This window comes from Planomonospora algeriensis, assembly GCF_977012225.1.
The window spans coordinates 1-21,154 of the sequence record NZ_CDRNDK010000065.1; the positions used below are offsets into that span (position 1 = coordinate 1).

General features: G+C 72.6%; 20 protein-coding genes and 2 pseudogenes. 14 read left to right on the forward strand and 8 right to left on the reverse strand.

All coding sequences use genetic code 11. From position 1 onward, the window contains the following. The 7 genes from sucB to ACWJ6R_RS10120 form a co-directional block, all read left to right on the forward strand. Positions 1-809, forward strand: an 809-nt coding sequence (gene sucB / locus ACWJ6R_RS10090) for a 2-oxoglutarate dehydrogenase, E2 component, dihydrolipoamide succinyltransferase (RefSeq protein WP_449061955.1), incomplete at its 5' end; no start/stop codon positions are given. Between the two features lie 201 nt (positions 810-1,010). After that, a complete protein-coding gene (locus ACWJ6R_RS10095; protein WP_449061956.1) occupies positions 1,011-1,904 on the forward strand; it encodes a TIGR01777 family oxidoreductase in 894 nt (297 codons plus the stop codon). Between the two features lie 40 nt (positions 1,905-1,944). Further along, positions 1,945-2,682 (forward strand): Type 1 glutamine amidotransferase-like domain-containing protein, encoded by a 738-nt coding sequence (locus ACWJ6R_RS10100; RefSeq protein ID WP_449061957.1) that lies wholly within the window; start codon positions 1,945-1,947, stop codon positions 2,680-2,682. A 29-nt stretch (positions 2,683-2,711) separates the two neighbouring features. Beyond that, positions 2,712-3,389, forward strand: a complete 678-nt coding sequence (lipB, locus tag ACWJ6R_RS10105; RefSeq protein ID WP_449061958.1) for a lipoyl(octanoyl) transferase LipB — start codon at positions 2,712-2,714, stop codon at positions 3,387-3,389. Positions 3,390-3,534: 145 nt separating this feature from the next. Next, positions 3,535-4,464 (forward strand): lipoyl synthase, encoded by a 930-nt coding sequence (gene lipA, locus ACWJ6R_RS10110; RefSeq protein ID WP_449061959.1) that lies wholly within the window; start codon positions 3,535-3,537, stop codon positions 4,462-4,464. Positions 4,465-4,768: 304 nt separating this feature from the next. Continuing rightward, entirely contained in the window at positions 4,769-5,446 is a 678-nt protein-coding gene (locus ACWJ6R_RS10115) for a DUF4191 domain-containing protein (protein ID WP_449061960.1), read from the forward strand. After that, positions 5,446-6,315 carry a class I SAM-dependent methyltransferase gene (locus tag ACWJ6R_RS10120; RefSeq protein ID WP_449061961.1) on the forward strand — a complete coding sequence of 290 codons (870 nt, stop codon included), beginning with the start codon at positions 5,446-5,448 and terminating at the stop codon, positions 6,313-6,315. The genes ACWJ6R_RS10115 and ACWJ6R_RS10120 overlap by 1 nt, the downstream gene beginning before the upstream one ends. A gap of 72 nt (positions 6,316-6,387) precedes the next feature. On the opposite strand, the gene ACWJ6R_RS10125 is transcribed toward ACWJ6R_RS10120, so the two are convergent. Continuing rightward, complete coding sequence (locus ACWJ6R_RS10125; RefSeq protein WP_449061962.1) at positions 6,388-6,852, reverse strand: RDD family protein; 465 nt, start codon at positions 6,850-6,852, stop codon at positions 6,388-6,390. Between the two features lie 136 nt (positions 6,853-6,988). On the opposite strand from ACWJ6R_RS10125, the gene ACWJ6R_RS10130 reads away from it, so the two are divergent. Both ACWJ6R_RS10130 and glnA (ACWJ6R_RS10135) read left to right on the forward strand, forming a co-directional pair. Beyond that, positions 6,989-8,035 carry a hypothetical protein gene (locus tag ACWJ6R_RS10130; protein ID WP_449061963.1) on the forward strand — a complete coding sequence of 349 codons (1,047 nt, stop codon included), beginning with the start codon at positions 6,989-6,991 and terminating at the stop codon, positions 8,033-8,035. A gap of 165 nt (positions 8,036-8,200) precedes the next feature. Continuing rightward, complete coding sequence (gene glnA / locus ACWJ6R_RS10135) at positions 8,201-9,625, forward strand: type I glutamate--ammonia ligase (RefSeq protein ID WP_189234784.1); 1,425 nt, start codon at positions 8,201-8,203, stop codon at positions 9,623-9,625. Between the two features lie 174 nt (positions 9,626-9,799). On the opposite strand, the gene ACWJ6R_RS10140 is transcribed toward glnA (ACWJ6R_RS10135), so the two are convergent. Continuing rightward, on the reverse strand, positions 9,800-10,000 hold the full coding sequence (locus tag ACWJ6R_RS10140; RefSeq protein ID WP_449061964.1) for an FBP domain-containing protein: 201 nt from the start codon (positions 9,998-10,000) through the stop codon (positions 9,800-9,802). On the opposite strand from ACWJ6R_RS10140, the pseudogene ACWJ6R_RS10145 reads away from it, so the two are divergent. The 4 genes and pseudogenes from ACWJ6R_RS10145 to ACWJ6R_RS10160 all read left to right on the forward strand — a co-directional run. Then, positions 9,990-10,334 (forward strand): annotated as a pseudogene (locus ACWJ6R_RS10145) (TetR-like C-terminal domain-containing protein); the annotation flags it as partial. The gene ACWJ6R_RS10140 and the pseudogene ACWJ6R_RS10145 overlap by 11 nt on opposite strands. A gap of 138 nt (positions 10,335-10,472) precedes the next feature. Beyond that, positions 10,473-10,691 carry a hypothetical protein gene (locus ACWJ6R_RS10150; protein ID WP_449061965.1) on the forward strand — a complete coding sequence of 73 codons (219 nt, stop codon included), beginning with the start codon at positions 10,473-10,475 and terminating at the stop codon, positions 10,689-10,691. A gap of 168 nt (positions 10,692-10,859) precedes the next feature. Further along, positions 10,860-11,399: a C40 family peptidase gene (locus ACWJ6R_RS10155; protein ID WP_449061966.1), complete on the forward strand. Its 540-nt coding sequence runs from the start codon at positions 10,860-10,862 to the stop codon at positions 11,397-11,399. A gap of 25 nt (positions 11,400-11,424) precedes the next feature. Then, a complete protein-coding gene (locus ACWJ6R_RS10160) occupies positions 11,425-12,285 on the forward strand; it encodes an LLM class flavin-dependent oxidoreductase (protein ID WP_449061967.1) in 861 nt (286 codons plus the stop codon). Between the two features lie 28 nt (positions 12,286-12,313). Here the strand turns inward: ACWJ6R_RS10160 and ACWJ6R_RS10165 are convergent, their stop codons facing one another. From ACWJ6R_RS10165 to ACWJ6R_RS10190, 6 genes are all read right to left on the reverse strand, one after another. Beyond that, a complete protein-coding gene (locus ACWJ6R_RS10165; protein ID WP_449061968.1) occupies positions 12,314-13,387 on the reverse strand; it encodes a hypothetical protein in 1,074 nt (357 codons plus the stop codon). A 119-nt stretch (positions 13,388-13,506) separates the two neighbouring features. Then, a complete protein-coding gene (locus tag ACWJ6R_RS10170) occupies positions 13,507-16,491 on the reverse strand; it encodes a bifunctional [glutamine synthetase] adenylyltransferase/[glutamine synthetase]-adenylyl-L-tyrosine phosphorylase (RefSeq protein ID WP_449061969.1) in 2,985 nt (994 codons plus the stop codon). 320 nt (positions 16,492-16,811) lie between these two features. Further along, the gene (locus ACWJ6R_RS10175; RefSeq protein WP_449061970.1) at positions 16,812-17,537 is read right to left on the reverse strand and encodes a hypothetical protein; all 726 of its coding nucleotides are present in this window, start codon (positions 17,535-17,537) and stop codon (positions 16,812-16,814) included. A gap of 364 nt (positions 17,538-17,901) precedes the next feature. Then, complete coding sequence (locus ACWJ6R_RS10180) at positions 17,902-18,708, reverse strand: serine/threonine-protein kinase (RefSeq protein ID WP_449061971.1); 807 nt, start codon at positions 18,706-18,708, stop codon at positions 17,902-17,904. 219 nt (positions 18,709-18,927) lie between these two features. Then, positions 18,928-20,289 (reverse strand): type I glutamate--ammonia ligase, encoded by a 1,362-nt coding sequence (gene glnA / locus ACWJ6R_RS10185; protein WP_449061972.1) that lies wholly within the window; start codon positions 20,287-20,289, stop codon positions 18,928-18,930. A gap of 375 nt (positions 20,290-20,664) precedes the next feature. Further along, positions 20,665-20,847, reverse strand: coding sequence for a hypothetical protein (locus ACWJ6R_RS10190; protein WP_449061973.1), 183 nt, complete (start codon positions 20,845-20,847; stop codon positions 20,665-20,667). Between the two features lie 54 nt (positions 20,848-20,901). Between ACWJ6R_RS10190 and ACWJ6R_RS10195 the strand changes: the two are divergent. Then, positions 20,902-21,154 (forward strand): annotated as a pseudogene (locus tag ACWJ6R_RS10195) (terpene synthase family protein); the annotation flags it as partial.

Sequence of the window (21,154 nt, forward strand, 5' to 3'; positions counted from 1 at the left end):
CCGCGCCCGCCCCGCAGGCCGCCGCCCAGGCCCAGGCCCCGGCCGCCGCCCCGGCTCCCGAGCCGGTCGCGGTGGACACGACCCTGCGCGGCCGCACCGAGAAGATGTCCCGTCTGCGTCAGACCATCGCCAAGCGCATGGTCGAGTCGCTGCAGGTCTCGGCGCAGCTCACCACGGTGGTCGAGGTCGACGTCACGAAGATCGCGCGCCTGCGCGACCGGGCCAAGGGCGAGTTCCAGCGCCGTGAGGGCGTCAAGCTCTCCTTCATGCCGTTCTTCGCCCTGGCGACGATCGAGGCGCTCAAGCAGCACCCCAAGCTGAACGCCACGATCAACAGCGAGACCAACGAGGTCACCTACTTCGACGTCGAGCACCTCGGCTTCGCGACGGACACCGAGCGCGGCCTGCTCGTCCCGGTGATCAAGAACGCCGGCGACCTCAACATCGCCGGTCTGGCCCGTAAGATCGCCGACCTGGCCGAGCGCACCCGCACCAACAAGGTGAGCCCGGACGAGATCACCGGCGGCACGTTCACGCTGACCAACACCGGCAGCCGCGGCGCGCTGTTCGACACCCCGATCCTCAACCAGCCGCAGGTCGGCATGCTGGGCACCGGCTCGGTCGTCAAGCGCCCGGTCGTGGTGGACACCCCCGACGGCGAGGTCATCGCCGTCCGCTCGATGGTCTACCTCGCGCTCAGCTACGACCACCGCCTGGTCGACGGCGCCGACGCGGCCCGCTTCCTGACGACGGTCAAGCGCCGTCTCGAGGAGGGCCGCTTCGAGAACCAGCTGGGCCTCAACGCCTAGCCTCCCCGTTCTCACCTCCGGGCCGGTCCGCCTTCCGCGGACCGGCCCGGTCCCTTTCCCGGCCCCTTTTCCCGGTCGCTCTCCACCGGTCCCGGCGCCCCGGCGGGCCCGCGTCTCCGTCCCGGCGCCCGGGGGGCGCCCCGCGGCGCCTCCGGGACCCGCCTCCGGGAGATCCCGGGAACGGCCGGTTAGATTGGCCGCATGACGACCATCGTGACGGGTTCCTCCGGATTGCTCGGCTCGGCGCTGATCAGGTCTCTGCGGGCCGACGGCGTCCGGGTGGTCCGGCTGGTACGGCGGGCGCCGCAGAGCGCCGACGAGTCGTTCTGGAACCCGGGCAAGGGCCTCATCGACCCGGCGGCCCTGGAGGGGGCCGAGGCGGTGGTCCACCTCGCCGGGGCGGGGATCGGCGACCGCCGCTGGACCGAGGAGCACAAGCGCGAGGTCCTGCGCAGCCGGGTGGAGGGCACCCGCACGCTGGTGACGGCGCTGACCAGGCTCTCGGCCCCGCCCGCGGTGCTGCTGTCGGGGTCCGCGATCGGCTACTACGGCGACACCGGCGACCGGGAGGTGGACGAGTCGGCCCCCTCCGGCGAGGGCTTCCTCGCCGAGGTGGTCCGGGCCTGGGAGTCCGAGGCCGAGCCCGCCGCCGCCGCGGGGATCAGGACGGCGGCGCTCCGGACCGGGCTGGTGCTCAGCGGCGAGGGCGGCATGCTCCGCCGCGTCCTGCCGATCTTCAAGCTCGGCCTGGGCGCGCCGCTCGGCTCCGGGCGGCAGTACTGGTCGTGGATCTCCGTGGACGACTGGGTGCACGCCGTACGGCACGTCATGGGCGAGCGGGCCCTCGAGGGGCCGGTGAACCTGACCGCGCCGGAGCCGGTGACCAACGCCGAGTTCACCTCCGCGCTGGCGCGGGCGCTGCACCGGCCGGCGATGCCGCTGCCCGTCCCCGCCCCCGTGCTGCGCGCCGCGCTCGGCGGGTTCGCGCAGGAGGGCGTGCTGACCGGGCAGCGGGTGCTCCCCCGGCGGCTGCTCGACTCGGGCTACGCGTTCCGGCATATCCGCCTCAACGAGGCACTCTCCGCCGTACTCTAGGGTCCCTGTTCCCACTGGAGTCACCGGGGAGATCGACATCATGAGCAGATCCGGCCAGTCGCACATCCTCGCCATCGGCGGCGGCTCGTTCCGCCCCTCCGCCCGCTACGGCTTCATCGAGGCGAGCGGGCTCCTGCGCTACGGCCTCGACCTGACCGGGCAGGACCGGCCCCGGCTGGGCCTGCTGGCCACCGCGACGGGCGACGACGCGGAGTGGCTGCTGAAGATGTACGGGGCGTTCCGCGAGTGGGACGTCGAGCTCAGCCACCTGACGGTGTTCCCGATGCCCAACGTCGAGGACCCGCGCGAGTGGATCCTGAGCCAGGACATGATCTACGTCAGCGGCGGCAGCGTGGCCAACCTGGCGGCGCTGTGGCGGCTGCACGGCCTGGACGAGGCCTTCGAGGAGGCCTGGAAGGCGGGCGTGGTGCTGTCCGGGCAGAGCGCGGGCGCGCTCTGCTGGCACGTCGGCGGCAACACCGACTCCTTCGGCCCCGCCCTGCGGCCCTGGTCCGACGGCCTGGCGCTGCTGCCCTACTCCTGCGGCGTGCACTACGACTCCGACCCGCAGCGGCGCGAGCTGCTGCACGCGTCGGTGGCCTCCGGCGAGCTGCCCGACGGCTACGCCGCCGACGAGGGCGTCGGGCTCCACTACGTCGGCACCGAGTTCATCCAGGCCGTCAGCGTACGGCAGGGCGCCTGCGCCTACCGGGTCGAGCACGACGGCGCGGACGGGGTCAAGGAGTTCCGCATCGAGCCCCGCCTCCTCACGTCCTGATGTCGGACCGGTCAACTACTCTTGAACCTGTGAGTGAGCTGGCAGTCGTCCGTCTCGGCGTTGATTTCCCCTACGAGCAGGCCTGGGATCTCCAGCGGCGGATCCACGCCCGGCGGGTGGCCGGGGAGGCGCCCGACACCTGCCTGATGCTCGAGCACGCCCCGGTCTACACCGCGGGGCGGCGCACCGCCCCGCACGAGCGGCCCGGCGACGGCACGCCCGTCATCGACGTCGACCGCGGGGGCCGGATCACCTGGCACGGCCCGGGCCAGCTCGTCTGCTATCCGATCGTCCGGCTGCACGAGCGCCTGGACGTGGTCACCTACATCGGCCTGCTGGAGGAGTCGCTCATCAAGGTCTGCGCCGACTTCGGGGTGCAGGCCGGCCGGGTCTCCGGGCGCAGCGGCGTCTGGGTCTCCGGCGATCCCTCCCACGGACTGCCCGACCGGCAGATCGGCGCGGTCGGCATCCGGGTGGCGGGCGGTGTCACGATGCACGGCTACGCGCTCAACTGCTCCAACGACCCCAGCTGGTACAACCGGATCGTGCCCTGCGGGTTCAGCGACGCCGGCGTCTCCTCGCTGTCGGCCGAGACGGGCCGCCGGATCGTGGTCGACGACGTCGTGCCGTACGCCGAGAAGCGCCTGGCCGAGGCGCTCGGCGCGGAGATCCGCGACCTGCCCGAGGAGGACCTCTTCCGGCGGTAGGGGCGGGCGGCGGGCGGTTTCCCCGCGGGGAGCGGCTCTCTCCGGCGGCCCCCTGCCGTTCCCGTGCCGTCGCCGCGGCGGTCCGCCGGCCGCCCCTGCGGCCCCGGGTCCGCTTCCCGGCGCGGGGGGACGTAAGGTGAGAGGCGTGACCGTAGCTCCAGAAGGCCGAAAGCTCCTCCGCCTGGAGGTTCGCAACGCCGAGACCCCCATCGAGAAGAAGCCCGAGTGGATCAAGACCCGGTTCCGGACCGGGCCCAACCACACCGAGCTGCGGGCGCTGGTCAAACGCGAGGGTCTGCACACCGTCTGCCAGGAAGCCGGATGTCCCAACATCTCGGAGTGCTGGGAGGACCGCGAGGCGACCTTCCTCATCGGCGGCGACCAGTGCACCCGGCGGTGCGACTTCTGCCAGATCGACACCGGCAAGCCCAAGGAGTACGACACCGACGAGCCGCGCCGCGTCGCCGAGTCGGTCCGCCAGATGGGCCTCAACTACGCGACCGTGACCGGTGTCGCCCGCGACGACCTGCCTGACGGTGGCGCCTGGCTGTACGCCGAGACCGCCCGGCAGATCCACGCGCTGCTGCCCGGCTGCGGCGTCGAGCTGCTGGTCCCCGACTTCAACGGCGACCAGGGGCAGCTGGAGGAGGTCTTCTCCGCCCGGCCCGAGGTGTTCGCGCACAACATCGAGACCGTGCCGCGGATCTTCAAGCGCATCCGCCCCGGCTTCCGCTACGAGCGCTCCCTGGAAGTGATCACCAAGGCCCGCCGGGCCGGGCTGGTGACCAAGTCCAACCTGATCCTGGGCATGGGCGAGGAGCCGGAGGAGGTGCTGGAGGCCATGCGCGACCTGCACGAGGCCGGCTGCGACCTGCTCACCGTCACCCAGTACCTCCGGCCCACCCCGCGCCACCACCCCGTGGAGCGCTGGGTCAAGCCCGAGGAGTTCGTGCAGTTCGCCAAGGACGCCGAGGCCATCGGCTTCGCCGGGGTCATGTCCGGGCCGCTGGTGCGCTCCTCCTACCGGGCCGGCCGCCTCTACAAGCAGGCCGTCGAGGCCCGCCAGAACGCCTGACGGCCCGCTTCCCCGAAGGCTCCGGCCGCCCCCTCCGAAAGGCTCCGCGTTCCGCGCGGGGCCTTTCCGCTGCCCGCCGTACCGCCGCGGTCACCGCCGAGGCCACCACCGAGATCTCCGCCGCCCGCGTTCACCTGCCCCCCGGCCTGGGCGACCGCCCGCCATCCCGCCTGCGCGGCCCTTTCCGTCTTCCCTCCCGCACGACTCTTCCCGCCTGTGCGGCCCTTTCCGGACACCCTCCGCGGAGCGGCGCGGGAAGGTCACATTTTCATTTCTTGACCCCGGGATTTGTATCCTTCTGAGCATGGCCAAGAAGCCCGAAGTCCCAGAGACCCCGGGGCGCGTCAAGCAGCTCCGCATGATCGCCAAGATCATCAAGCAGGCCAACCCGAAGGGTATGCCGATCGTCTACGCGTCGGCGCTCGGCACGCTCGTCCTGTGCGTGGTGATCGGCCTGGTCACGGGCTGGTGGCCGCTCTACGTCATCGGCGTGATGCTGGCCCTCACCGTCGGCCTGGTCGTGTTCGGCCAGCTCGCCCAGAAGGCGCAGTACTCCATGCTCCAGGGCCAGCCCGGCGCCGCCGCGGCGGTCCTGCAGGGCATGCGCGGCAACTGGGAGGTCACCCCGGCCGTCGCGGTCAACCGCGACCAGGACATCGTGCACCGCGTCGTCGGCTACCCGGGCATCGTCCTGGTCTCCGAGGGACCGGGCAACCGGGTGCAGAAGATGCTCGTCGCCGAGAAGAAGCGGGTCCAGCGGGTCGCGCTCGACGTGCCGGTCTACGACATCCAGTCCGGTGACGGCGAGGGCCAGATCCCGATCGGCAAGCTCCAGCGGCACCTGATGAAGCTGCCCCGCAACCTCAAGAAGCCCGCGGTCTACGAGATCAACAACCGGCTCAAGGCGCTGCCCCAGACGCTGCCGATGCCCAAGGGCCCGCTGCCGCGCGGCGCGAAGATGCCCCGCCCGAAGATGCGCTGATGTCCCCGGAAGGGGTCGAGCGCCGTCCGGTGGACGCCGCCGCCACCTCGCGGGCCAACCGCGGCTGGTGGGACGGCGCCGCGGACGAGTACCAGGCGGAGCACGGCCCGTTCCTGCGGGACGCCGGCTTCGTCTGGTGTCCGGAGGGCCTCGACGAGGCCGACGCCCGCCTGCTGGGCGACGTGGCGGGCCGGGACGTCCTGGAGATCGGCTGCGGCGCGGGCCAGTGCGGGAGGTGGCTGGCCGAGCAGGGTGCCCGGGTGGCCGCCTTCGACCTGTCCTTCCGCCAGCTCCAGCACTCCCGCCGGATCGACCTCGACCACGCCGCCGAGGGCGCTCCCGGCGGCGGCTCCGGCCGCGGCTCCGGCCGTGATCCCAGTGGTGATCCCGGCGGCCGGGCTCTGCCGGTGGTGCAGGCCGACGCCGAGGCGCTGCCCTTCGCCGACGAGTCGTTCGACCTGGCCTGCTCGGCGTACGGCGCGCTGCCGTTCGTGGCCGACGCGACGGCCGTGCTCGCCGAGACCCGGCGGGTGCTGCGGCCCGGCGGCCGTTTCGTCTTCTCGGTCAGCCATCCGGTCCGCTGGGCCTTCCCCGATGACCCCGGGCCCCGGGGGCTGACCGCCGACCGCTCCTACTTCGACCGCTCGCCGTACGTGGAGGTCGGTCCCGACGGGGAGCCGAGCTACGTGGAGCACCACCGGACGATGGCCGACTGGGTCGGCTGCGTCACGGCGGCGGGGCTGGTCCTGTCGGCGCTGACGGAGCCGGAGTGGCCGCCGGGCCACGACCGGGTCTGGGGCGGGTGGAGCCCGCTGCGCGGCCGCCACCTGCCCGGAACCGCGATCTTCACCTGCGTCCGGCCGCGCTGAGGGTCCGGCGCGGCTCCCGCTCACGGGCCATGCGGGCCGCCGATCACCCGCGGCGGCCACGCGCCGCGCGGGTCAGATCCGCACGACCACCGTGTTCGCCGCGCGGTCGTGCAGGCCCCGCTGGTCGCGGTCCCAGATCAGCGCGGGTACGGCCAGGCAGAGCAGCAGCGTGCGGATCGCGACGGCCGCCGGGCCGGGACGGCCGCCGTCGAGCGCGGCGACGCGGATACCGAGCAGGCGCATGCCGAAGGTCATGCCCGTGGTGCCCACCAGGAGCAGGGTCGTGCCCGCGAAGATCGCGAGCGGGATCCATCCTTGCTTGACGGGATCGACGCCCAAGAAGCCCTGGGCGATGGCCCAGGTGCAGATCAGCCAGTCGATCACGATGGCGCCGAGCCTGCGGCCGAATCCGGCGACCGCGCCGCCGCCCTCCTCGGGCAGTCCGAGCCGCTCTCCGGGGTAGCCCAGGTCGATTCCGGCGGACCTGACTCCGCCGAGCCACGTCTGGGTCCACCGGGGCTGCTGCCTGCTGCTCATGCCCTCAACGGTATCCGCCGCGGGGTCCGCCCCCGAACCCGACCGGACCGATTTCCCAGACACGACAAAAGCGTCCATTATGGTCGCCAGCATTCTCACTCACCACTTTCCGCCGGAGCACCCCCCAGTGTCAGACATGGACGACATCGACCGGCGCTTCCAGGAGCTCACCGCCCAGATCGACGAGGAGGAGCGCCGGAAGCGGAGCCGGGCCGTCGAGCGGGAGTGGGCGCACCTGCCCCGGTTCAGGCGCCGCCGCCGGCGGCGGATCATCGCGGCGTCCGCGGCCGCGGTCACCGCGGTCCTGGTGGCGGCCGCCGGGGTGCTCGTCACCTACCGCCCCGAGCTCCTGGAGTCCGCGCGCACCGTCCTGGCCGAGCGGCTCCCCGTCTTCGAGGAGGGCGCCACCGCGGTCCCGGAGGAGACGACGGCGCCGGAGGCGGAGCCGATGGTGCCCTCCCCCTTCGACGGCTCTCCGGCCGCCGACTACGCCGACGGTGCCAAGGGCCTGGTGATGCCGCCCGCCAAGGCCGTCGGCGGACTCGGCAAGAAGGACGTCGCCAAGGCCCTGGACCGGGTCCGCGCCCTGCTCAAGGCCTCCAATCTCGACCACCGCACCCTGATCGAGGGCGATCCCAAGCCGTTCGCCAGGCTGCTCCACCCCGAGGAGCGCAAGCGGTTCCTCAAGGGCATCGCCCGCGGGAAGCCGAAGAAGGGCGAGTTCAACACCAGGTACTGGCTGACGAGTTTCGCGCCGAAGAGCACCGAGCTCGCCACCGATGTGATCAAAGTCCACGGGAGGACGAAGCTCTCGTCCTTCAAGGAGAACGGGTTCTCCGGCGCGCGCGTCAAGGTGAACTACCTGTTCGTCTACGCCGTCCGCCGCCCCGGCCAGCCGCACACCACCATGCGGGTCATCGCCCACAACGTGGGGGAGGTCGACGTCTACCGGCACGGCGGCGAACTGGTGGTCTGGGTCCGCAACTGGAACTCCGACGGCGTCACGGGCGCCCGGTGCGACGCCGACGACGGCTTCGTCCACCCGTTCTACGAGGGCTCGCCCGAGGACGAGGAGGTCGCCAAGGCCACCGGCGCCCCGATCGACCCGTACGACCTGGACGACGGCAGCGCCGGAAAAGACGACGAGGACGGCGATGCGTGCTGGCTCGCGCGCAGGGCCTGAGGTGAAGACCGGGCAAAAGAGGCGTTGCTCCCACTCGATGACACCAGCCCTCCAGGTTAGCGTGGAGAGGGTTCCGCTTAACACGGGCGAAACAATCGAGACACGGGGCGGTAACGGCACGGGCCTACTTTCGGTCCGATAGCCCGTGCCCCTTGGGAGGTTCGCGTGTTCAACTCCGCCGACGACGTCCTGAAGTTCATCAAGGACGAAGGGGTGCAGTTCGTCGATGTCAGGTTCACCGACCTGCCCGGGACGACGCACCACTTCACCTTCCCCACGGAGAACTTCGGCTCCAGCGTCTTCACCGACGGCCTGATGTTCGACGGATCGTCGATCCGCGGCTTCCAGGCGATCCACGAGTCGGACATGCTGCTGCTGCCCGACCCGTCGACGGCGGTGCTGGACCCCTTCCGGCAGCACAAGACCCTCAACCTCAACTTCTTCGTGCACGACCCGCTGACGGGCGAGGCCTACAGCCGCGACCCGCGCAACGTGGCCCGCAAGGCCGAGGAGTACCTCCGCGGCACGGGCATCGCCGACACGGTCTACTTCGGGCCCGAGGCGGAGTTCTACATCTTCGACGACGTGCGCTTCGAGACCAGCGCGCACGCCAGCTACTACCACATCGACTCCATCGAGGGCGCCTGGAACACCGGCAAGGCCCAGGAGGGCGGCAACCTCGGCTACAAGCCGCGCTACAAGGGCGGCTACTTCCCGGTGCCGCCGATGGACCACTTCACCGACCTGCGCTCGGAGATGGTCCGCCGCCTCATCGACGCGGGCATCGACGTGGAGATGCAGCACCACGAGGTGGGCACCGCCGGCCAGGCCGAGATCGACTTCCGGTTCAACACGCTGCTCAAGGCCGCCGACACCCTGATGCTGTACAAGTACATCGTCAAGAGCACGGCCCTGGAGCACGGCCACACCGTCACCTTCATGCCCAAGCCGATCTTCGGTGACAACGGCTCGGGCATGCACTGCCACCAGTCGCTCTGGAAGGACGGCGAGCCGCTCTTCTACGACGAGGTCGGCTACGCGGGCCTGTCCGACACCGCCCGCTACTACATCGGCGGCCTGCTCAAGCACGCCCCGTCGCTGCTGGCCTTCACCAACCCGACGGTGAACTCCTACCACCGGCTGGTCCCCGGCTACGAGGCCCCGGTCAACCTGGTCTACTCCCAGCGCAACCGCTCGGCGTGCATCCGCATCCCGATCACGGGCTCCAACCCGAAGGCCAAGCGCATCGAGTTCCGCGTGCCGGACCCGTCCTGCAACCCGTACTTCGCCTTCGCCGCCCAGCTGATGGCCGGCATCGACGGCATCCGCAACAAGATCGAGCCGGTCGAGCCGGTCGACAAGGACCTCTACGAGCTCCCGCCGGAGGAGGCCCGCAACATCCCGCAGGTACCCGGTTCGCTGCCGGAGGTGCTGGCCGCACTGGAGGCCGACCACGAGTACCTCCTGGAGGGCGGCGTCTTCACCCAGGACCTGATCGAGACCTGGATCTCCTACAAGCGCGAGAACGAGGTCGACCCGATCCGCCTGCGCCCGCACCCGCACGAGTTCGAGCTCTACTACGACGTCTGACCGGTCGCCCCGCGACGGCCGTTCGGCCGGGAGCGGCGCGGGCCGTGCCGCGAGTCGTGGAACCGGGAGCCCGCGGGAAGGTTTTCGACCTTCCCGCGGGCTTTCCGCATCCCGCGCCCGGGGACGGCCCCGGTGAGCCGGCGTGCCCGCCCGCTCCCCCGTACGGTCATCCGGTCACCTTGTCCAGGAAGGAGTGCAGGTTGGCCCGGGTGCGGACGGCCTTCTCCTCCGGGGTGAGGGACTCCTCGATGACGACCCCGCCCCCGCGGCCTGCTTCCTCCCCCGCGTGTAGAGCGAGCAGGCGAGGCCGGTGCAGAGGTACTGCCCGACCGAGTCGCCCTGGCGTCCGGCCTCGCCGGTCCGGCGCGCGGGCAAGGACGCGCTGGTGGCCTTCGCGAACGCCTACCGGGACTACGCCAAAGAGCACCCGGGCAGGTACGCCGCGATGCAGATCGAACTCGACTCGGAGGAGCTGGACATCGGCCCGGCGATCCGGCACGCGGAGATGACGAGGGCGATACTGCGCGGATACCGCCTGCCGGAGCCCGACCAGACGGATGCGGTGCGCATGCTGCACAGCACGTTCCACGGCTACGTCAGCCTGGAGATGGCGGGCGGGTTCCGCCGCACTCCCCGGGAGGTGGACGCCTCCTGGTCCAGGACCCTGGACGCCCTCGACGCCGTCCTGGGGAACTGGCCGTCCCCCTGACGCCCGAAGCCGCCCCCGGCGCGCCGTACCCGGGGTCGCGCCACCTGGGACGCCCGGGACGCAAGTGGTGTCCCAGCGCTTTGCAAGCGGTCATCGGTATTCATTGAGGGCACAGAACCGCACATCCAGGAGAAAAACGTGTTCCGCACCGTCGCCACCACCGCCGGCGTCATCGTCATCGCCCTGTCCTCGCTCGTCGCCTGCAGCGTGGACGACGAGGCGTGCGCCGCCTCGGCCGGCACCACGGCGACCGTCCAGTTCGTCCAGGCCTCCGCCGGTTTCTCGGCGGACCGGAAGCCGAAGCCGAAGAAGACGAAGAAGGTCGACATCGACGTCGACATCGACGACTGCGACTGAGTCACGCCGGTCACCGATCCCCACGGCGCGCGGCCGGCGCGCTCGCGCGGAATGGCGGGCCGTCCGACAGAATGAATCTTGACTTATCCCGATAGGACAGGATTCGCCAGGATGACCGAGGCCTCCGGGAGGGCTCCCAGGCGGCGCCGGTGGCCGGCGGCCGCTGTCATGCTCGCCGTGCCCCTGCCGTTCGCGAGCGCCTCGGTCCCGGTACGGCCTCCCGTCCCGCCGGACCGGCTGGTCGCCGTCGCCCGCGCGATCCAGGCGGGGCACGCCCGGCCGGGCTGGGAGGGCGGCCCGATCCCCTACTCCTGGGGCGGAGGTCACGGCGAGCGGCCCGGCCCCTCCCTGGGGACGTGCCGGGGCTACCGGGGATCGATCAGGCCGTGCCCGGCCACCAGGACCCGCGGCCTCGACTGCTCCGGCCTGGCCCGATGGGTCTACCACCTGGCCTACGGCCGGGACGTCCTGGGCCCCGGGAACACCGACGACCACCTCCGGCGGCTCACCAGGGTCCCGGCCGCGCAGGCCCGCCCCGGCGATCTCGTCTTCTACGGCGAGGTGAGCGGACGCAGAGTGCGGACCCACCATGTCGGGATCTACCTCGGCCAGGGCATGATGATCAATGCGCTGAGAACCGGCACCGAGGTCCGCACCGATCCCATCACCCGGATCGAGGACTTCGCCGGATACTTCCGCCACCTTTGACCACCGGCCGACCCAGAGGAGAGACATGCGCCTGGGCGTGATGTTCGAACGCGACCTTCCCCCCGAGTTCCTCGTCCCCTTCGCCCGCAGCCTGGACGACACCGAGGTCGAGGACCTGTGGGTGGTGGAGGACCTGGGCTGGACCGGGTCGATCTCGTCGGCGGCCACCGCGCTCGCCGTCACCGAGCGGCTCCGCGTCGGCATCGGGATCACTCCCGCCCCGCTGCGCAATCCGGCCCTGCTGGCCATGGAGCTCGGCAACCTGGCCCGCCTGCACCCCCACCGCCTGGCCGCCGGGATCGGGCACGGCGTCCAGGACTGGATGCGCCGGGTGGGCGCCCTCGCGCCGTCGCCTCTGGCCCTGCTGGAGGAGACCGTCGTGGCCGTGCGGGCGCTCCTGCGCGGGGAGACGGTCACCGTCGAAGGCCGGGCCGTACGGCTCGACGGGGTGAGCCTGGTGCACCCGCCCGCCGTGCCGCCGCCGGTGCTGGCCGGGGTGGTGCGGCCCCGATCGCTGGAGCTGTCCGGCCGGGTGGCGCAGGGCACGATCCTGCCCGAGGGGTTCGGCCCCGAGCGGGTCGGGGAGGCCCGCAAGCTGATCGCCGCGGGCGGCGGGAAGGAGGACCACGAGCTGGTGGTCTTCGTCCACCTGTACGTCGGCGACGACCCGGGGCAGGTCCGTGAGGCCGTACGGCCCGCCGCGGCGGAGCAGGCGGGTTTCCTGGGCGTCGCACCGGAGGACGTGCCGATGGCGGCGGGCTCCGCCGGGGAGGCGGCCGACGTCGTGCGGTCGCTGTGGGAGGCCGGCGCCGACACCGTGGTGCTCCGCCCGGTCGGTCCCGGGCCGCTGGAGCACGTCGACCGGGTCCTCGCCGCCCTGCGTTAGCCGTACTCCCTGGTGCCGGGCGGCACCGCTACGAGCGGTGCCGGAAGCCGGTGAGGCGACGCAGCACGTCCCACCAGAAGGGGGCGCCGAACAGCAGGGCGATCATGGTGAGGACGTAGCCGGGCCAGTGGCCGGGGGTGACGAGGCGGTCCCACCAGACGGCGCCGTTCCAGTTGAAGGACGGATCGCCGCCGTCCGGCGGGAGGGAGACGCTCACGATGGAGTGGTCGAAGATCTTGACGAGGGCCGGCGAGCTGAAGGACTCGGTCACGCAGCCGAGGGCGTCGGCCGAGACCGTGGGGTCGCATCGCTCCCGCAGGCCGGCGAGCGCCTCCTGGCCGCCCTCCGCCACGGCCGCCACCGCGGCCCGGTAGGCGTTGTCGCGCAGCAGCGTCTTGCCGTACTCCAGCGCGTCCATGCCCAGCAGCAGGGTCAGCGCCGCCCCGAGCGCGAACACCACCCACTTGACGTAGCGGCGGTACAGCGTGGACAGGCGCTGCATCTCGCCGTCGAACCAGTTCTCGACGCCCTTGCGGAACTTGCCCAGGTCGCGCTGGGCGCCCTCCCAGACGCCCTTGAGGTGCCCGGCCAGCGGGCTGCCGACGGCCTCCAGCTTGGTCAGCAGGCCGTCCACCCCGTCCTCCTCGGCGGAGACCAGCTCCATGACCGCGCCGGAGAAGCGCTCGGGCGGGATGTCGGCGATGGTGGTCCGGGCCCCCTTGGGGTGGTCGATCTCCTGCAGCCGCCGGTAGAGCCGCTCGGTCATGTCGACGTCGGGGGCGGGCTCCTCGGCCGCCAGCACGGCGGTGGGGTCGACGGGCATCGGCGCGACCACGGCGGGGGCGGGGTCGGGGCTGTGCGCGGGCCGCGGATCGTTCTTGGAGAAGGGCAGCTTGGCGAAGACGTCAGCGATCTTGGACGGGATCCACGACGTCCCGTCGGCGGAGCCTCCGTCCATGGTGTCGCGGAGGTAGGCCCACAGGAACTTGCTCCGGATCCCGAGCAGCCGGACGAAGGCCTCGTTTACCCCGCTCACCAGGAGCGAGAGCAGCAGGAAGGCCAGCACCAGCCCGATGGCCAGGTCGACGTAGACCGATATCACAAGAGATCACCCGCACCGTTACTACACGCATGGCACGGTCGGCGCAAGGAGACTCTCCAATCCCGGTAAAAACCCGTCCCCGCGACGACCGGTTCCCGAGGCGGCCGCTGGTGGGGCGATCAGCTCTCGTAGAAGACGCGCTCCACGACCTGGCGGGCCCGCCGGGTGACGCGGCGGTAGTCGTCCAGGAAGTCCTCGCTGGCTTCCGGCGGGTAGCCGAGCGCCCGGGACAGGAGCGTGCGCTCACGCACATCCGCGGGGATGGAGTCGGCGGCGCGGCCCCGGACCAGCATGATCGCGTCGCGGATGCGGGAGGCGAACCGCCAGGCCTCGGCCAGCACGGCCTCGTCCTCGGCGGACAGCAGCCCTTCGGCGACCGCCGCGCGCAGCGCCTCCAGGGTGCGGGTGGTCCGCAGCGACGGCAGCCGCCCGGCGTGGCGGAGCTGGAGGAGCTGGGCCACCCACTCCACGTCCGAGAGCCCGCCCCGGCCGAGCTTGGTGTGCAGGGCGGGGTCGGCCCCGCGCGGCAGCCGCTCGGCCTCCATCCGCGCCTTCAGCCTGCGGATCTCCCGTACGGCCTCGTCGGGCACGCCGCCGGCCGGGTAGCGCAGCGGGTCGGCCAGCGCCAGGAACTCCCCGCCCAGGTCCGCGTCCCCGGCGCAGAAGCGGGCCCGCAGCAGCGCCTGGGACTCCCACGGGGCCGACCAGCGCGCGTAGTAGGCGGCGTAGGAGGCCAGCGTGCGGACCAGCGGCCCGGCCTTGCCCTCGGGGCGCAGCCCGGCGTCGACGAGCAGCGGCGGGTCGGGGGCGGGCAGCGCCAGCAGGCGGCGCAGCTCGTTGGCCACCGCGTGGGCGGCGTCCGCGGCCTCCTTCTCTGCCGTGCCGGGCAGCGGCGCGTGCACGAACATCACGTCGGCGTCACTGCCGTAGGAGCACTCCAGCCCGCCCAGGCGGCCCATGGCGATCACCGCGAACCTGGTGCCCAGCGGGGTCCGCCGCTCCATCTCGATCTTGCCGATCGCGGCGTCCAGCGCTGCCTGGACCGTCACGTCGTTGAGCGCCGACAGCGCCTGCCCGACCTGCTCGACGTCGAGGCGCCCGGCCAGGTCCGCCACCGCGGTGCGCAGCAGCTCCCGGCGGCGCAGGGCCGCGCCGCGACGACCCGGTCTCGGCGTCCCCGGGGTAGCGGCCGACCGTGGCCCGGGCCTCCGCCAGCAGCGCCGCGCGGGCCGGGGGTCCAGCTGGCTGTCGGAGCCGAGCACCGCGACGGCCTCGGGGGCGTGCAGCAGCAGCCCGGTGACGTACCGGCTGGTGCCCAGGAGCCGCGCCAGCCGTTCGGCCACCGCGGTCTCGTCGCGCAGCAGCCGGAGGTACCACGGGGTGGTGCCCAGCCGGTCGGAGATCTGGCGGAAACCGAGCAGGCCCGCGTCGGGGTCGGGGGAGTCGGCGAACCAGCCGAGCAGGACCGGCAGCAGCGTCCGCTGGATCGCCGCCCTCCGGGAGACCCCGCTGGTCAGCGCGCTGATGTGGCGCAGCGCCCCGGCGGGGTCGGTGTAGCCGAGCGCCTCCAGCCGGGCCTGCGCGGCGGCGGCGGACAGGCGCGCCTCGGACTCGGGCAGCCGGGCCACGGCCGCCAGCAGCGGCCGGTAGAACAGCTTCTCGTGCAGGCGGCGGACCTGGTTCGCGTGCCGCCTCCACCGGGTGGTGAACTCCCCCACCGGGTCGGCGCTCATGCCCAGCCCCCGCCCGAGCCGCCGCAGGTCGGCCTCGGACTCGGGCACCACGTGCGTACGGCGGAGCCGGTGGAGCTGGAGCAGGTGCTCGACCTGGCGCAGGAACGTGTACGCCTCGGCGAGCGCCCTGGCGTCCTCCCGTCCGACGTAGCCGCCCCGGGACAGGGCCGCCAGCGCGGAGAGCGTGGCGCGGCGGCGCAGCAGCGGGTCGGAGCGGCCGTGCACGAGCTGGAGGAGCTGGACGGCGAACTCGATGTCGCGCAGGCCGCCGGGGCCGAGCTTGATCTGCCGCTCGGCCTCCTCGGCGCGGACGTGGGCCTCCACCCGGCGGCGCATCGCCTGCACGTCCTCGACGAACCCCTCCCGGGCGGCGGCCTGCCAGACCAGCTCGTCGACGGTGTCGGCGTAGCGGCCGCCGAGCTCCGGGTCTCCCGCGACCGGGCGGGCCTTCAGCAGCGCCTGGAACTCCCAGGTCTTGGCCCAGCGCCGGTAGTAGGCCCGGTGGCTGGCCAGAGTCCGCACCAGCGGTCCCGCCTTGCCCTCGGGGCGCAGCGCGGCGTCCACCTCCCACAGGGAGCCTTCGGGGGTGGCGGTCGAGCAGGCGCGCATCATCCCCTGCGCCAGGCGGGTGGCGAGCCGGACGGCATCCGTCTCGTCCATCCCCTCGCCGGGCTCGGCAACGAAGATCACGTCGACGTCGCTGATGTAGTTGAGCTCCCGGGCGCCGCACTTGCCCATGCCGATGACGGCCAGCCGTACCCCGTCGCACTCGGGGTGCTGGGAGCGGGCCACGGCGAGCCCCGCCTCCAGCGCGGCGCCGGCCAGGGCGGACAGCTCGGCGGTGACCTCGGCGAGCGTCATCTCCCCGGCCAGGTCGCGCGCGGCCAGGTGGAGCAGGCGGCCACGGTAGGCGACGCGCAGCGCGGACAGGACCTCCGTGCCGGAGCCTGCGGCGCGCGGTTCGGCCTCCTCGGGGTCGGCCCCGACCGCCGAGAGCAGCCCGGCGCGGAGTGCGCCGGTGGACGGCCGGGCCGCGGCCGGCTCGCCTTCGAGCAGCCGCCGGTGCTCCGGGTGCCGGACGACGTGGTCCCCCAGGGCGGCGCTGACGCCGAAGACGCGCAGCAGCCCGGCCCGCAGGCCGGGGTCGTCGCGGAGCTCTCCGAGGATGCCCGGCTCCCGCTCGGCCAGCCGGTTGAGCGAGGTGAGCGCCAGGTCGGGATCGGCGGCGGCGACCAGGGAGTCCAGCAGGCCGAGGTCCCCGGCCGCCTCGGGGCCCAGCTCGCCGAGGAGGCGCTCGGCCCTGGCCCCGTCGACGAAACCGAGCCGGGCCAGTCGTCCGGCGGTCGTCTGGATCCGGGGCACGGTGTCCACCGCCCCTCCCTCGTCTCCGGTCACGGCACAGCTGACGTCCCCCCATCTTCGCACCAGGGGGTCGCAGGCACACGCCGCGCCGCCGGGATCGCCTGACCGCCGGGGCCGCGGAGGCGGGGCGGGGCGGGGCGGCGGGTTCTCCGTGCCGGAGGGCGATTCGCGCGGCGGAAGTTGTCACGCCGCCGACAACCCCGCCCGGCGGGTGCGCCCGGGGACCCGGCCGTGCCGCGTCCCCGGGCGCGCCCGGACATCCTCCTCGTCCCCGTCCGCCGTACGGCCTGCGGACGGGTCTTTCCGTACGGCCTGCCGTACGGCGGTGCTCAGGCCGGCGCGATCCAGGTCGCCTTGGCGGCGGCCACCAGGGTGCCGTCCACCTCGTAGACCGCGCTCTCGCCGAAGAGCTTGCGGCCCTCGCGGCCGGTGGCTCGGGCGACCACGGAGTAGGCGCCGCCGGGGTAGACGCGGCGGTGGACCCGTGCGGTCAGGCGGCCGAGCAGTGCGAACTCGCCGGGTGCGAAGTGGGTCCAGCCGGTGGCGCAGTCGAGCGCGGACCAGATGACCGCGTCGGGGACGATGCCGTCCTCGTCGGTGACGGTCATCGGCACGCGCCAGCCGGCCGCGACCAGATCGGTGCCCTCCACCGGCCCGGGGAAGATCCGCAGACCGTCGCCGGGGGCGCGCAGGCCGCAGACGAAGCAGCCGGGGAAGGCGTGCCCGGCGAGGCCCGGGAAGCCGCGCTCGGCGTGGGCCGCGTCGGGGAAGGGCACGAACGCCGGGGCCTCGAGCGGCTCGGCGACGTCGATCGCCTCCACGAGGAGCTCGTCATCCCGGGTGAGGGTGGCGGTGTTGGCGAGCTGGCGCAGGTCCAGCGGGGTCTCCAGCGGGGTGGGCGCGTGCAGCGTCACCTCGACGGCCGAGTCGTGCCGGGCGCCGTTCAGCGCCTCGGAGACCGTGCCCGCGATCCATCCGCCGTTCGCGGTGCCCTCGGGTCCGCGGAAACGCGCCGGAACGGTCACCACGGTCTGCAGACCGGCAGCCGTCGTCATGCCTTACCTCCCTGTCGCCATATATGGCGATTAAGTCTCAAGTTTTAACAGGAAAAGGACCAACCGATTTTACCAAAGTGGTTGCGTGTACAGCCAACCAGGGGTCGCCGACACCGCCGCGAGTCATCCGCGACGGAGGTATGACGCCGCTGGGAACACCCTGGAGCACACGTCTCAGCAGGCATTTTCGCACCCGAGGATTCCATGACCGTCCACGGCGCGCACACTGCCCTCCCGCCACGGGACGAATCCTCATGGAATGCACGCATAACGCCCATAGCGCCTCCGGCAGGACACCCCGGAGGCCCCCTGAGGCCTCCGCCTCGGCGGCCGCCGCCCTGGTTCCTCCGTCGAACGGGCCGCCTCAGCCCCGGACCGGCAGACCGAGCAGCAGGTCACGTGAGGAGGGCCGGGCCTCGGGGTCCTTGTCCAGCGCGGCGGCGACCAGCGACCGCAGGGGCTCGGGCAGCACGTCCGTCGACGGCTCGCCGGTGAGGACCCGATGCAGGATCGCGCCCACGCTGCCGGCCTCGAACGGGCTGCGCCCCGTCGCCGCGAACAGCACCACCGCGCCCCAGGCGAACACGTCGGCGGCGGGCCCGACCCGGGCCGCGGTCAGCACCTCCGGGGCCGTGTACGACGGGGAGCCGACCACCCGGGCGGGGAAGATGAGCGACGTCACCTTCGTCCGGGCGATGCCGAAGTCGACGACACGGGGGCCGTCGGGGCCGAGCAGCACGTCGTCCGGCTTGAGGTCGCGGTGGACGACGCCGGCCTCGTGGATGGCGGCCAGGGCGGTCGCGATCGCGGCGGCGAGCCGGGTCAACCGGTCCCCGGTCAGCACCCCGCCCGTCCGCACGGCGTCACGCAGGCTGGGGCCGTCGACGTACTCACTGACGATGTACGGCTCCGGCCCGTCCTTCTCCACCGCGATCAGCCGTGCGGTGCAGCACGAGGCGACCCGCTGCGCCGCGCTCACCTCCCCGGCGAAGCGCGCCCGCAGCACCGGGTCGGCCGCCATGCCGTCGTGCAGCACCTTGACGGCGACCCGGCCGCCCGCCTCGTCGTAGGCCTCGTAGACGACCCCCCGGCCTCCGGCCCCGAGCCTCGCGGCCAGCCGGTAGCCGCCCAGCCGCTCCGGATCCCCCGGCGCCAGCCCCGTCCGCCCCACCCGCGCACCTCCGTGACGTGTCCCAGCTGTCTTGGACGCACCGGACTGCGCGATTGTTCGGGATCGCGGATCCGCGTCTCCCGGCGGTCGTGGTGATCGACGCCATCCGCGGGTTCGCCCGTACGGGATCCCGCCGGCCGGCGTCGGCCGCTCTCCGCCACCGGATGGCCGGCCGGCGACCGGGGCCGGTCGCCGGGGAGGGCTCATCGGCGGCGCGGGTCAGAGCACCGGCAGGTAGCGGCCCAGCTCGAACTCGGTGACCTGGCGGCGGTAGTCGTTCCACTCGGCGCGCTTGTTGCGCAGGAAGTAGTCGAAGACGTGCTCGCCGAGGGTCTCGGCGACCAGTTCGCTGCGCTCCATGACGGCGATGGCCTCGTCCAGCGACTGCGGGAGCGGCGCGATGCCCAGGGCCCGGCGCTCGGCACTGGTCAGCGCCCAGACGTCGTCCTCGGCGCCCGGCGGCATCTCGTAGCCCTCCTCGATGCCCTTCAGCCCTGCCGCGAGGATCAGCGCGAAGGCCAGGTAGGGGTTGCAGGCCGAGTCGAGAGAGCGGAACTCGATGCGGGTGGAGCCGCTCTTGTGCGGCTTGTACATCGGCACCCGTACCAGGGCCGAGCGGTTGTTGTGGCCCCAGGAGATGTAGCTGGGGGCCTCGCCGCCCTGCCCGGCGATGGCCTCGGCCCCGCCCCAGAGCCGCTTGTAGGAGTTGACCCACTGGTTGCAGACCGCGGTGATCTCCGCGGCGTGGGTGAGCAGTCCGCCGATGAAGGAGCGGCCGATCTTGGAGAGCTGGTAGTCGGCGCCGGGCTCGTAGAAGGCGTTGCGGTCGCCCTCGAACAGCGACATGTGGGTGTGCATGCCGGAGCCGGGGTGCTCGGTGAAGGGCTTGGGCATGAAGCTCGCCCAGATGCCCTGCTCCAGCGCGACCTCCTTCATCACCAGCCGGAAGGTCATGATGTTGTCCGCGGTGGTGAGCGCGTCGGCGTAGCGCAGGTCGATCTCCTGCTGGCCGGGGGCGCCCTCGTGGTGGCTGAACTCCACCGAGATGCCCATCGACTCCAGCATCATGATCGCGTTGCGCCGGAAGTCGTGGCCGGAGCTGTGCGGGGTGTGGTCGAAGTAGCCGCCCTCGTCGATCGGCTCCGGGCGCATGCCGCGCTCGGGCCGGTTCTTCAGCAGGAAGAACTCGACCTCGGGGTGGGTGTAGAAGCTGAAGCCCATGTCCGAGGCCTTGGCCAGGGTCCGCTTGAGCACCCAGCGCGGGTCGGCGTGCGAGGGGGAGCCGTCCGGCATGAGGATGTCGCAGAACATCCGGGCCGCGGCCGGGTTCTCGCTGCGCCACGGCAGGATCTGGAAGGTGGAGGGGTCGGGCTTGGCCAGCATGTCCGACTCGTAGACCCGGGCGAACCCCTCGATCGCCGAGCCGTCGAACCCGATGCCCTCGGCGAAGGCCCCTTCGAGCTCGGCCGGGGCGATGGCCACCGACTTGAGGAACCCGAGCACGTCGGTGAACCACAGCCGGATGAACCGGATGTCGCGCTCCTCGAGAGTGCGGAGGACGAACTCCTGCTGGCGGTCCAATGCTTTCCTCCATCAGATCTAGCGAGAGGGCTGCCGGGTTCAACCGGCAGGGGAATCGCTTCCCTGTTACAGTCTTTTTGCTTGAAACGGGCAGGGCTTGTCCGTCGCCTACCTCAGCAGAGGAAAGCGAGAAGCCGCTCCCTTCAGGGAGCGGAGGAGTCACTGCCGACGTGGTGCGACACTCCTGGTCGCCTACCAGTCTGCCCGCTGCGTGTTTCGCACACGTTACGAGGAATCACGGTGGCGTGCGGCATCGGGGCCGTCCGCGGCGCCGCTCCGCCCGCCTCCGTCCTCGTCGGTGCTCCTCGGTCCTCCGCCGGGCATTCACCTGCGTTCTTCCCGTCGCGCCTCCACGGAATTCGCGTGACCGCCTCACTACAGTGAGCGATCGGGAAAAGACGTGATGTTCCGCTTCGGGGGGAAGACGATGATGCGCACCGAACTCCGCACCCCGCCCCGCACGGCCGCGCTGCTGGCCCCGCTCACCGAGCGGCTCGCGGCGATGTCGGCGCCGTGCCCCATGCATCCGTCGGTCCACCGGATCGAGGCCGCGCTCATCGAGTGGTCCCGCCTGACCGGCCTGGAGGTCGACCGGGCGGCGGCCTGCACCGCGTGGCCGGGCGGGCCTTCGCCCGGTGCGACACCGGTGCGGCCACCCTGTTCGCGCGCTGGCTGGCCTGGGCGCGCCGGTTCCGCGAGGAGTCCGGCGCCTACGCCGGGGTGCTCATGGTGGCCGAGGGCGCCGAGCCGGGACCGCGGCCGGTGGAGCGGGCCTTCGCCGGGCTGTGGCGCGAGTCCGCCGCGGGCATGGGCCCGGAGTGGCGGGAGCGCTTCCTGGCGGGGCTGACCGCCCAGCGGGCCGCCT